This window comes from Clostridia bacterium (genome assembly GCA_017438525.1).
In the GTDB taxonomy this organism is placed as follows: domain Bacteria; phylum Bacillota; class Clostridia; order Oscillospirales; family RGIG8002; genus RGIG8002.
The window spans coordinates 1-12,125 of record JAFRVI010000014.1; the positions used below are offsets into that span (position 1 = coordinate 1).

8 protein-coding genes and 1 tRNA gene are annotated in these 12,125 nt (G+C 62.0%); 1 reads left to right on the forward strand and 8 read right to left on the reverse strand.

Features of this window, described 5'->3' with window-relative positions:
- A partial coding sequence (locus tag IJL83_01240) for a response regulator (protein ID MBQ6552233.1) occupies positions 1-768 on the reverse strand: 768 nt, incomplete at its 3' end.
- 152 nt (positions 769-920) lie between these two features.
- Between IJL83_01240 and IJL83_01245 the strand changes: the two genes are divergently transcribed.
- Positions 921-1,763 carry a tyrosine-type recombinase/integrase gene (locus IJL83_01245; GenBank protein ID MBQ6552234.1) on the forward strand — a complete coding sequence of 281 codons (843 nt, stop codon included), beginning with the start codon at positions 921-923 and terminating at the stop codon, positions 1,761-1,763.
- Positions 1,764-1,780: 17 nt separating this feature from the next.
- Here the strand turns inward: IJL83_01245 and IJL83_01250 are convergent, their stop codons facing one another.
- The 7 genes from IJL83_01250 to rsxE form a co-directional block, all read right to left on the reverse strand.
- On the reverse strand, positions 1,781-2,917 hold the full coding sequence (locus IJL83_01250) for a cation transporter (protein MBQ6552235.1): 1,137 nt from the start codon (positions 2,915-2,917) through the stop codon (positions 1,781-1,783).
- A 231-nt stretch (positions 2,918-3,148) separates the two neighbouring features.
- Positions 3,149-3,224 (reverse strand) — tRNA-Pro (locus tag IJL83_01255).
- A gap of 157 nt (positions 3,225-3,381) precedes the next feature.
- Entirely contained in the window at positions 3,382-7,233 is a 3,852-nt protein-coding gene (locus IJL83_01260) for a leucine-rich repeat protein (protein MBQ6552236.1), read from the reverse strand.
- Between the two features lie 44 nt (positions 7,234-7,277).
- The gene (locus IJL83_01265) at positions 7,278-8,570 is read right to left on the reverse strand and encodes a hypothetical protein (protein MBQ6552237.1); all 1,293 of its coding nucleotides are present in this window, start codon (positions 8,568-8,570) and stop codon (positions 7,278-7,280) included.
- A 611-nt stretch (positions 8,571-9,181) separates the two neighbouring features.
- On the reverse strand, positions 9,182-9,958 hold the full coding sequence (locus tag IJL83_01270) for an RnfABCDGE type electron transport complex subunit B (protein ID MBQ6552238.1): 777 nt from the start codon (positions 9,956-9,958) through the stop codon (positions 9,182-9,184).
- Positions 9,959-9,970: 12 nt separating this feature from the next.
- Entirely contained in the window at positions 9,971-10,549 is a 579-nt protein-coding gene (rsxA, locus tag IJL83_01275; protein ID MBQ6552239.1) for an electron transport complex subunit RsxA, read from the reverse strand.
- 2 nt (positions 10,550-10,551) lie between these two features.
- Positions 10,552-12,117, reverse strand: a complete 1,566-nt coding sequence (gene rsxE / locus IJL83_01280) for an electron transport complex subunit RsxE (GenBank protein ID MBQ6552240.1) — start codon at positions 12,115-12,117, stop codon at positions 10,552-10,554.
- Positions 12,118-12,125: the final 8 nt, after the last annotated feature.

The following is a 12,125-nucleotide window of genomic DNA, read 5'->3' on the forward strand; positions in this document are numbered from 1 at the left end:
ATGCGTATCCGGAAGCGCCTCCGTCAGAACCGCGCCCGCGCCGTTGAGGATATCGACGTAGTCGTCGCGGTGCGGCAGATAGAGGTAGAAGGTATCCGCGTCTCCCCTGCCGGCGAAGCCGCCGACTTCAACGGCGATCGAGCGGAGATGCCGGGCGAGAGCGACGAGCGCTTTGTCTCCTGCCTCCTGGCCGCACAGCTCGTTGATCAGGTGAAAGCGGTTTATATTCAGCACGGCGGCGTCCATAAGCTTATCCTGCGCGTAGAGATCCGCCCTGCCGCAGTATTCGAGGAAGAACTGTTTGATATAAAGTCCCGTGAGGGGGTCCGTCTCGGTCGCGCTGATTATGCTGGCGTCCTCGGCGAGCTCGATCGAGCGGCGGACGCGCGCGAGGATGACCTCCGGCGCGTTGTACGGCTTCTCGATGAAGTCCGCGGCGCCCATTTCGAGACTGCGGACCTCGGCTTCGCGCTCCGAGGTCGCGACGATGACGGGGATGTGGCGCATCTTCGGATCCGCCCTCATGATCTCGAGCAGCTCGTAGCCGTCCATAACGGGCATCATCAGATCGAGCAGCACTATGGAGATCGTTTCGCCGCGTTCCTCAAGCACATCGCGCGCCTGCGCGCCGTTTTCGGCCAAAACGACGTCGTAATCCTTTTCGAGAATAGCGCCGAGCATGATTCTGTTGATAAGTTCGTCGTCAACGACAAGAACCGATCTGCGCGCTGATTCGACGCGGCCGAGGGCGCTGTCGGATAAGCTCATCTTCTCACTTCCGTTTTCAGAAATTCGCGTGAATTCATACCGGTATAATACCACATCAGCATGGTAATTGCAACCGAATTTTACATTATTTGCGGTAAAGCGTAGAATATAGTCACCCTGTCGGGAAATACATTACGGGAGGTTTCGGAAAAATGAAAAAAACGATAATAAGCGAGGATCTGCTCCGGCGCTTCGCGGAGAATATGCGCAGGGAGGAGAAAAGCGAGCGCACGCGGGAGAAATACCTGCACGACGCAGGACGCTTCCTGCGCTTCGCCGGCGAGCGCACGCCCGACCGCGAACTCGTGCTCGCCTACAAGGGGGAGCTCATCCGCAGATATCCGCCGGCGAGCGCGAACTCGATGCTTGCGGCGGTCAACGCGCTGCTCCGCTTCGCCGGCCGCGGCGACCTGTGTGTGAGGCAGTTTCGCGTGCAGAAGGAGATCTACCGCTCCGAAAGCGCCGAGCTGACGCGGGATGAGTACCTGCGGCTCGTCGCCGCCGCGGAGCGCGATTCCGACGGACGCTCCGCGCTGCTGCTCCAGACCGTCTGCTGCACCGGCATCCGCATCAGCGAGCTGGAATACGTCACCGTAGAGGCCGTCAGAAGCGGCGAGGCACAGGTCAACTGCAAGGGCAAGACGCGCAAAATCTTCATCGTCTCCGCGCTGCGCGAAAAGCTGCTGCGCTACGCGGAGGAAAACGGCGTGAACCGCGGCCCCGTCTTCCGCACGCGCACCGGCAAGCCGCTCGACCGCAGCAACATCTGGCGCAGGATGAAAAAGCTCTGCGCCGAGGCGCAGATACCTCCGCAGAAAGTGTTCCCCCACAACCTGCGCCACCTTTTCGCGCGCGCGTTTTACGAAAAGGAGCACGACATCTCCACCCTCGCGGATATCCTCGGCCATTCAAGCGTGAACACCACGCGGATATATATCATATCCACCGGCGCCGAGCACGCGAAGCGTATGGAGGGGATGGACCTCGTGACGTGAAAATGCCGCGCCCGCCGCTAATCCGCGACGTCAACGTCCGGCACTATCGTTATCTCGTGATCCGGATACAGCTCGCAGATCTCTTTATACAGCGTCTCCATAGCTCCCCTGCGGTCGACGTCAAAGCTGACGACGACGTCGAAGCGGATGGTCTTCTTCTCCGTATCGGCGTAGAACCCGTGAAGCTGCAGCGCCCATTCGTGCGACATAACGATCTTCTGCACGGCGTTGCGCATCCGCGCCGCCTCGTCATCGGAGGTGTTGAAGGAATAGACGCCGATGCCGGTAAGGATGATGCCGGTCTTCTGATAAACGTCTATCTGTATCTTGCGCGTTATCCTGTCGACCTCGTCAACTTTCATGGTATCCGGCAGCTCGATATGGACCGAGCCGTAGTTTTTGTTCGGTCCGTAGTTGAAAAGCGTCACGTCGTAGGCGCCGAGCACCGCTTCCTCCTCGCAGATGATGCGCTTCAGCTCGCGGCTCGTTTCCGCGTCCTCGCGCTTGCCGATGACGTCGTTGACGGTCTCGATCATCATTTCGACGCCGGCCTTGATGATGAAGAGCGCTATCACGACGCCGACGTACGCTTCAAGCGACACGCCCCAGATGAGAAATACCGCCGCCGAGGCGAGCACCGACGCGGAAAGCACCGCGTCGAAGAGCGCGTCCGAACCGGAGGCGACGAGCGCGCCGGAGTTGACCTTCTTCCCCTGCCGTTTCACGTACATCCCGAGCAGCAGCTTGACGACGATCGCGACCGAGATGATTATGAGCGAAACCGTGCTGTATTCAGCCGCTTCCGGCGTTATTATCTTTTTCACCGACTCCACGAGCGCGGTTATACCCGCGTAGAGCACGAGCGCGGCGACTATCATCGAGCTGAGGTATTCGATCCTGCCGTAGCCGAGCGGGTGCTTTTTGTCCGGCTGCTTCGCGCCGAGCTTCGCGCCGATGATCGTAACGACGGACGAAAGCGCGTCGGAAAGGTTGTTGACCGCGTCGAGTATCACGGCGATCGAGTTGGAAACGATCCCGACAAACGCCTTGAACGCGACGAGAAGCACGTTGGCGGCAATGCCGACAACGCTCGTTCTGACTATCGTTTTTTCTCTGTTCGCCGCGAGCACGGCGACGTCGTTTTGATTATCCATTTTTCCGCCTTTCAGCGCGGCGCTTCGGTCTCTTCACGATCCGTTTCACAGCTTCGCGCTCTTTTTCGGTAATAAAATTATTATAACATATATCCCGGCTGTTTGCAATATAAGTTGCAATATAATAAAACCTCTTTCGCGCGTGACGAAAGAGGTTTTTGTGATCATCGCCCGGGATCGCGGATCCGGGAGCATTGCAAAAGAGCGATGCATTCGCATCGCTCTTTTGCATGGTCGGAGTGGCGAGACTCGAACTCGCGGCATCTTGCTCCCAAAGCAAGTGCGCTACCAACTGCGCCACACCCCGATATACGCACCGCGCAGACGCGCGGTGCGTAACGGATAATTGAGGAGCCGATCGCGGAGCGATCTGAACTTGTTGCCGCGTTATCCCAGACTGCTCTGGTCGGCGATGCCTGCCGAGGACGACAAGCCGAAAAGGGCCGAAAAGACCCGCTTTTACGTTATCCCAGACTGCTCTGGTCGGCCAGCTTCGCGGCGACGCGGAGTATAGCCAGCGCGTCGTCGACCTCGACCTTGCCGTTGCCGTCGATGTCGCCTATCGCGATCGCTTCGGGCGTTTCCGCAGCCAGCTTCGCGGCTATGCGGAGCGCGGCGAGCGCGTCGTCTACCTCGATCTTGCCGTTGCCGTTGAAGTCGCCCTTCATATACGCCGTCTCGACGATGGTGAAGCTGACGGAGACTTCCGTTCTGCCGTCGGTTATCGTGAAGACGTGGTCGCCGAGCGCGGTTATCGGAGTTCCCTCCTCGTACGCCTCGCCGTCCAGCGCGGCGGACTCGACGCGCATCGCTGTCCAGGTGATCGCGACGCCGTCGGGCAGCTCGGAAAGCGCGTATCTGCCGCCCTCCTCGACGCCGGAAACGACGGGCGCTTCATAAGGATCGAGGTCGCGGAAGGTCAGGTTGTTCGCCAGCGCGTAATCGTAGGCCGCGGACGGCCAGTGTCCCCACAGCTCGAAGTTCTCGGGAACGTTATAGAAGACGTAATCGCCGAAGTTTTCGGTCGGGCCGCTGACGGTGACCTTCTCAAGTCCGGCGCATTCCGAGAACGCTCCGTAGCCGATCGTCTCGGTCGGCCACGGGATGTTGACGTCCGTCAGCGAGCGGCACTGGTAGAAGGCGTAGTCGCCGATCTCGTGCTCCTGCCCGCCGAACTCGATCTCCTTGAGCGACACGCAGCCGCGGAAGGCGCCGTAGCCGACGGTTTCAACGCTCTCCGGCAGAACTGCCCTGCCTATCTGCATATACGCGGCGGGATCCTCTCCGACCGAGCGGTCGCGGAAGGCGTATTTGCCTATCGAAAGCACGGTATAGCCGTCGACCTCGCCGGGAACTTCCACGAGGAAGGTGTCGTCGTCGAACTTCTCAAAGTTCGGCTCGCCGGCGTCGTTTTTGAAGACGTAGCCGACGATCTCCGCGCCGCCCGCGGGCAGCAGCGTGTAGATGAAGCGGCCGTCCTCGGTGACGTGCTCCGTAGTGACGTCGACGCTGTAGGGGATGACGAATGCGGTCAGCTCGGCGTCGGCGCCGACGGGCGCGCCGATGAGCGCGCAGGTCTCGTTCTCAACGTCTATCTCATAAATGCCGCCGGACTCTCTGCCGCACTGCGCCCAGAAGAGACGGCCGGTGCTTCTGTCGAAGGTCATCGACTGCAGGTAGTACGCCTCGACGCCGAGGTCGAAGAGCTTGCCGACGACCGCTCCGTCTTCGCTCTCGCCGGTGACCGTCCAGAGCGCGGCTTCGTCGCCCGCGCCGATAGCGTAGAACGCGCCGTTCATATCGGCGGCGACAGTCATGAGCATGGGCGCGTCGCCCTCCTCGACGAGGATCGGGACTATGCCGTAGGGTTCGCCGGTTTCCGGATCGACGGGCGCGACGAAGCGGGCGTTATCATCGTCCGCAAGAAGCACGATAAACGTGCGGTGGACGTAGCTGTATGTCATATCGAGCACGGTGTAGTCCGTAATGACGGGCTCGTCGCTCCAGGAAACGTACCGGAAAGGCGATCCCTCGTCGGGGTAATCCGGCGGCAGAGTGAAGAAATATCCGTCCTCGGAATATCCGTAGAACGTATCGGCGACGAATTCCGCCGCCGCGACCGGATGCTGAACGTCGCCGAAATCCAGGGGCTCCGAGCCGCCGAAGATATCGAATCCGACGAAGCCGGTCCCGCCGCTCGCGCTGTCGGAGATATAGGCGTAAGCGCGGACGGGATCCTGAACCGGAGTATAAAGCGTGAACGCGACCGTGACTACGCTGAAGCCGTCGGTGACGGTCAGCACGTAGTCGCCCTCTTCCGTTATCGGAGTTCCCTGCTCGTAGGGCTCGCCGTTCAGCGTCGCCGTCGCGGGCTCCTGCGAAGTCCAGGACGCGCTGACGCCGGAGGGGTATTCGTCGAGCGAATACTCCGCGCCGTCCTCGACGCCGGAAACGACGGGCGCCGCGGGCGCTTCGCCGTAGCATATCTCGTTGAAGTTATCGGCGGTGTTGCCGCTGACGAGCGCTTCGTCTATCGAGTGCTCGACCGCGGTCGCGATATACGCGCCGCCGCCGTAGATCGAAGCGGTGTTGCCGCTGACGGAGCCGTCGAGCACGGTGACGGAGCCGGCTTCGGCGTAGACGCCGCCGCCGTAGCGCGCGGTCGTGTTGTTCGCGATACTGCCGCCGTTCAGCGTGAAGGAGCCGGTCTTGACGTAGACGCCGGCGCCGGAAACGGAACTGCTGTTGCCGCTTATCTCCGCGTTGCGGTTGATTATCAGCTCGCCGCCGTCGACGAGCACGCAGGGCGCGTCGGCGGAGGAATTGCCTGCGACGAGGCGGTTCGCGCCTTCCTCGGTGCCGCCGAAGCGGAGGCGGCCGCCCGCGTTGACGCGGAAGAGCGGCCCTTTATAGCCGGGGGCGCGCTTGATCGACGCGGTGCCGACGGCGGAAACGATATTGACTTCTTTATCGAATATCCTCAATTCCTCGCGGACCTCGAAGGCGCCGGTGAGAATGAGCTTGACGGCCGCGCCGGGGCCGGCGTTGGCGATAATGACGGAATACGCCTTGCTCAACGTGCGGAACGCCGAGGCCGCGGTCTTGCCGTTGTTGCGGTCGTTGCCCGCGTCGGCGTCGACGTAGTATTCGTAGTCGCCCGCGAAGGGGGTAACGGTGAGCGCGCAGGTCGCGGTGAAGCCGCCGTCCGCGGTGGTCACGGTGACGTTCGCCGTTCCGGCGGAAACGCCGGTGACGACGCCGTCGGCGCCTACCGTGGCGACGGATTCGTTATCGCTCGACCACGTTACGGTGCGGTTCGTCGCGGTCGTCGGGCGCATCGCGTATGAAAGCTTCAGCGTCTTGCCTGCGGCAAGACCGGTGTTTTTCACCGTCATGATTCCGGTGGCGGCGACGGGATCGCTGACCCTCACGCCGCCGAGCTTTCCGCAGTCGGAGCCGAAGTCGTTAAGCGTATCCTTGCGGTATACCCAGCGGAAGACGTATTCGCCCGCCTCGGGCGCGACGTATGTATACGCCGTCGGGTAGGCGACTTCGCCGGAGATCGCGGCGATCTCTTCACCGTTGACCTCGAAAGCGAGGAAATCGTGGCTCTTTTCGCTGCTGACTCCCCAATTGAACGAGAGCACCTTGCCCGCTTCAAGCTCCGCGGCGAGCTCGACCGCGGATTCGGACGCGCTCTTTCCGGCGTTGCCGCTTCTGGCCGAAGACGCACCGTCCGCGACCCACGGTTCAGCGGCGTCGTTGACGAACGCGAGCGATCCGTCGGGTGCAAGCAGCGAGTCTATGTTCCCCGCGGAGGCGGAGTAGTTATCGACGTAAACGTCGTCGAGATACCCTTTGTCTTCATAGAGGGAATACGCCTCGTCCTTGACGTAGGTCCAGGCGAGGACGTGCTCACCCGGCTCGACCGCGAAGGCGCGGCTTTCCGGCCCGAAATCGCCGCTGATGCGCGCTTTTTCGACTCCGTCCACGCTGAAGGCGAGGTAATCCCACTTCTGCTGCGACGAAACGCGCCATGTGAAGTATATCCCCTGCGCCTCCTCAAAGGTCGCCGTCGTGCTCACTGTCGAGGACGACGAATCGACGCCGGTGTTTCCCGACGAAACGCCGTATTTGCCGATCGAGATCGTATCCTGTACCCACGGGTGCTCCACGTCGTTGACGAACGTGAGATCGCCGCCTATGGAGTTTATCAGGCGGTCGAACTCCGCGTCGGCGGAGACGGTCAGCGCCGCGCCGGCGAAGACCGCCGTGCACATCGTCAGCGCAAGCAGTACGGAAATCAGTTTTTTCATATCGTTTTCCTCCTTGTTTTCCTGCGGTGGATATCAACTGTTTATCAGGCGTCGGGGAGGAGCCGGTCAAGCTCCTCGGACGGCCCGTAGATTATTCTGCCGTTTATGAGGTTTTTGTTCAGCACGCCGAACTGCGTCTTCATATCCTCCGGCACGAAGGCGGGGCGCAGGGAGTCGGCGTACGCCTGGATGACGGGCATCGCCGCGGGCGGTTCGTCGACCGCGCCCTGCACCATGCGCAAACCGGCGCAGAACGCCTCCATCAGCTGCGCAACGTCCGCGCCGGCGGTGCTGTCGAAGGTGTATGTGCCGACGGACGTGACGCCGTCCGCTTCGAGGCGGCTGACGACGACCTTCGGGCAGACGACGTCCGCCTTCAGATCGAAGACGTTGAAGCTTATGCCCGCGCGGGCGTCCTGCTCGCCGCAGCAGTACTGCGCGTCGAGCGCGACGCAGAACCTCACGCCCGCAGACTGCGCGGCGGAGCGGAGTGTTGAAATATTCTGACGCAGCGCACCCGCGCGCGGCAATTCGGCGGATTCTTCCTCGGGGAAGACGACGGAGCCGTCGTCGCCGTCGCCGGCGTTCGGGAAGCGGACGTTGTCGATCAGCACCGCGTCGACTCCGCCCTGCGCGAGCTCGGCGATCAGTTCGCCGCAGTATTCGACGGCGTCGGGGTCGAACGGGCTGCGCCATGCGTGACCGCTTCTGTCATGCCAGAGCGCGTCGACCTTCTCGTTGCGGACGACGGTGGTCTCGTTGCCCTCCTCGTCGGTCTCGGTCTCGGTCACCTCGCGGGATTCCACGGCGCAATGCTTCAGATCGGTCGCCGCGACGTCGTCGACGTAGAGCGAAAGGCGCGCGATGGTCTTTATGCCCGCGTTCTTGAATTTCACTATTATGCGGCCGAGCTCCGGAGCGCCCTCCGGAACGGCGTCGAGGCGCCTTGCGGTCTGCAGATCGCTGGCATAGGCGAGCATACCGCTCTCCGGCTTGATATCCAGCACCGCCTCGGTAATTCCCTTGCGTTTGAGCAGGGCGATAAGCTCGTCGGTTTTATAGGAATCGGTGAAGTCGCCGCCCAGCCAGCAGGCCGGAACGAGCTGCGAATTGACTTCGTCCATGCGGGTCGTTATCGGCGCGATGCCCTCGCTGGCGAGCTCGCCGACCGTCTTTTTCGTCTTTGACGCGACGGAGAATATAAGGTGCGTCACGAGCATGCCGACGAAGAGCCAAAGCACCGTCCACCCCGCGATGCGCAGTCCGCGCTTGACGCGGCGGGAGTCTCTGACCTTCTTCGATCCGCCTTTGTAGTTGTAGCTGTTACGGTATGCCAATGGTTTCTCCTTTTGATACGCCGAACGTTAATGCGCGGGCAGCGGGCGAAGCCCGCTTTTATGTTGCCGCACGGGTACTGACGGAAGCGTTTGCGGGCGATTGATAATCGCCCCTGCGGTTGACGAACACGACGCGCGGCGTGAACGCGCGGACGAGCAATGCTCGTCCCTACGGTTTGCTCTGCCGGAAGGCACCGCTCTGTCATTCCGAGGAGCCGGCGAAGCCGCCGACGAGGAATCCCCCGAATCTCGCTGACGCGAGGAGTTTACAGTTTAGAGTTTACAGTTATGAGTTCGCCGGAGGCGAACGCTTATCGTTCAAATCGCGTAGCGATTTGTTCCTTAAACGCTGCCGAAGGCAGCTCATAACTGCGGCGCAGCCGCATCATAGTTCTAAACTCTAAACTGACGCCGCAGGCGTCTGCTTACGGTGTGGGGTCCCTCGCTTCGCTCGGGATGACAGGCGTGAGTGCGTGAATACGCAGGCAATCAAGAGCGTCCCCTGCGGTTGACGAACACGACGCGCGGCGTGAACGCGCGGACGAGCAATGCTCGTCCCTACGGTTCGCTCTGCCGGAAGGCACCGCGTTAAAGCGCCGAAAATCACCGCTTTAAGCCCGCATGAGGACTTTCTTGGGGCACTTCTCTATACACTTGCCGCAGGCGGTGCACTTGGACTGATCTATGACCGCGAGGTTGTCGACAACGTGGATCGCGTCGTGCTCGCAGGTCTTTTCGCAGATGCGGCAGCCGATGCAGCCGCGGTCGCAGAGCTCGCGGACGCGCTTGCCGGCGTCGCGGGAGGAGCAGCCGACGAAGACGCTGTCCTTCGGCTGGATCTTTATCAGGCGCTTCGGGCAGGCGCGGACGCAGGCGCCGCAGGCGGTGCATTTTTCGTCGTCCACGACGGCGACGCCGTTGACGACGTGTATGGCGTCGAACTTGCAGGACTGCACGCAGCTGCCGAGGCCGATGCAGGCGTAGGGGCAGAGCTTGTCGCCGCCGATCTTCGCGACGGAGAGGCAGTCGAGCGCGCCCTTGAACTCCTGGCGCTGCTTCGCGGAGGTGCCGTGGCAGGCGACGCAGGAGGCGTGCGGCTTGTATTCGCCGCCGCTGACGCCCATTATTTCGTGGATATTGTTATGCGCGTCCTCGTCGCAGACCTTGCAGCCGTCGCAGGACGCGTCGCCCTTGACGACCGCTTCCGCGAAGGCGCCGCAGCCGGAGAAGCCGCAGCCGCCGCAGTTCGCGCCGGGAAGGTGGCCGAGGATGCGGTCGATGCGCTCGTCCTTCTCGACCTTCCAGAACTTAGCGGCGACGCCGAGCATCAGGCCGAAGAAGGCGCCGATCGCGCCGATGACGGCGAAGGGTATGAGCAGTTCTTTCATATTACTACCCCCTTACAGCGCCAGGCCGCTGAAGCCCATGAACGCCAGCGACACGAGCGCCGCGGCGATCAGGGTGGAGGGCAGGCCCTTGAAGGACTCCGGCACGTTGCTCATATCTATGCGCTCGCGGATGGTGGAGAATATCACCAACACGAGCATGAAGCCGAGCGCGACGGAGAATCCGAAGACGACGCTCTCGAGGAAGTTATACTCCCTCTGCACCGCGAGCAGCGCGGAGCCGAGCACGGCGCAGTTCGTCGTTATCAGCGGCAGGTAGATGCCGAGCGCTTCGTAGAGCGCGGGAATGAACTTCGCCAGCGCAAGCTCGACGAGCTGCACCATGGACGCGATGACGAGGATGAACGCGATCGTCTGCAGGTATTCGATATTCAGCGGCTTGAGGACGTAGGTGTTCAGCGCGTAGGTCACCGCCGAGGATATCGTTATCGTGAATATGACCGCGCATCCCATGCCGAACGCGGTCTTCGTATTTTTGGATACGCCGAGGAAGGGGCACATGCCCATAAAACGCACGAGAACGTAGTTCTCTATCAGTATCGCGCCGAGGATTATGGGAATAAGCTTTGCCATAACTAACGTCCCTCCTTCTTATCGCGCGGACGCGTCACCGGCTCCGTCATGAAGGACGGCGGCTCGAGGCCGTCCTCCTCCGTGTCGAAGGTGAGTTGGGTGTTCGCGGCGGGTTTCGCTTCGGGCCTGGAAACGCTGTCATTCCGAGGAGGCGTCTCCGGCGCCGACGAGGAATCCCCTTCGGTCTGCGGAGCGCCGGTATCGGCGGGGGATCCTTCGCCCTGCGGGTCCGGGATGACAGAGTCCGCCGCTTCCGCGGGCGCGGGCGTTTCGGAAGTCAACAACCCCTCCGCCGCCTGCGGCGGCACCTCCCCTTGCACAGGGGAGGCCTCGGCGGGCGTTTCCGTATCGACTCCGCCGAAGTAGCGGAGCGCCTCGGCGAGCGCCGCTTCGCGCTCCTCTTCGGAGGCGTAGGTTATTTCGTCGGAGGCGGGTAAGCCTTCCCCTCGAGGGGAAGGTGTCGCGGACGCGCCGGCGTCCGTGACGGATGAGGTGTCCGTTTCTTCCTCACGGCTGCTTTCAGCGGGGGATCCTTCGCCCTGCGGGCTCAGGATGACAGAAGGAGGCGTGAGATCCTTCGACTCGCTTCGCTCGCTCAGGATGACAGAAGGAGCGGGTTCGGCCGCGGGTTCGCTGTCATTCCGGGGAGGCGAAGCCGACGAGGAATCCCCTTCGGTCTTCAGCAGTTCGGTATCGGCGGATTCCGCCTCTTCCGCGGGCTGCGGCTTATCGGAAGTCAACAACCCCTCCGTCGCCTGCGGCGACACCTCCCCTTGCACAGGGGAGGCCTCGGCGGGGGCTATCTCCTCAGCCGCTTCCGCGGCCTTCGTTTCCACTACCGTTATAAGCGGCTTGACCGTTGCTTTCTCAAGCTGCGGCTCCTTCGCGGCGGGCCTGATCTCCGGCTCCGCCGGTTTTTCCGCCTTTGCTTCTTCGGGCGCGGCCGCCGCTTCTCCGGCGGGAGCCGCCTTCGCCTTGCGGCGCTTGCTTATCCAGGCGCAGAACGCCATGACGAAGCCGAGCACAAGCAGTCCGCCGGGCGCGAGGCCGAATATCATTATCGGCGGGATGAGCTTGAAATCGTAGCCGAGCAGCGCGCCTGTGCCGAGCACCTCGCGGATCGTTGAAACTATGCATATCGCGCCGGTGAAGCCGAGTCCGCAGGCGAGGCCGTCGACGACCGACGGCAGAGGCCTGTTGCGGCTCGCGAACGCTTCCGCGCGGGCGAGGATTATGCAGTTGACGACTATCAGCGGGATATAGACGCCCAAGCTCTCGGAGAGCGAGGGCATAAAGGCCTTCATGAGCATTTCGACCATCGTCACGAATCCCGCGATTATGACGATGAAGGAGGCGATCCTGATGCGCTTGTCGATGACCTTGCGCAGCAGGGATATGAACAGGTTGGAGCAGATAAGCACCGCCGTTACCGCGGCTCCCATGCCGAGGCCGTTCATCAGCCGCGTGGAGACCGCGAGCGTCGGGCACATTCCGAGCACCTGCACGAGCACGGGGTTCTGTGTTATGATCCCGTCTTTCAGGATCTTGCCGTAATTGTTCTTCTTCATAACGCCGC

Bases quoted from the DNA above. Each gene is read 5' to 3' on its own strand.
- IJL83_01245 (MBQ6552234.1), top strand. From the start codon at position 921: ATGAAAAAAACGATAATAAGCGAGGATCTGCTCCGGCGCTTCGCGGAG.
- IJL83_01260 (MBQ6552236.1), bottom strand. From the start codon at position 7,233: ATGAAAAAACTGATTTCCGTACTGCTTGCGCTGACGATGTGCACGGCG.
- rsxA (MBQ6552239.1), bottom strand. From the start codon at position 10,549: ATGGCAAAGCTTATTCCCATAATCCTCGGCGCGATACTGATAGAGAAC.
- IJL83_01270 (MBQ6552238.1), bottom strand. From the start codon at position 9,958: ATGAAAGAACTGCTCATACCCTTCGCCGTCATCGGCGCGATCGGCGCC.
- IJL83_01250 (MBQ6552235.1), bottom strand. From the start codon at position 2,917: ATGGATAATCAAAACGACGTCGCCGTGCTCGCGGCGAACAGAGAAAAA.
- rsxE (MBQ6552240.1), bottom strand. From the start codon at position 12,117: ATGAAGAAGAACAATTACGGCAAGATCCTGAAAGACGGGATCATAACA.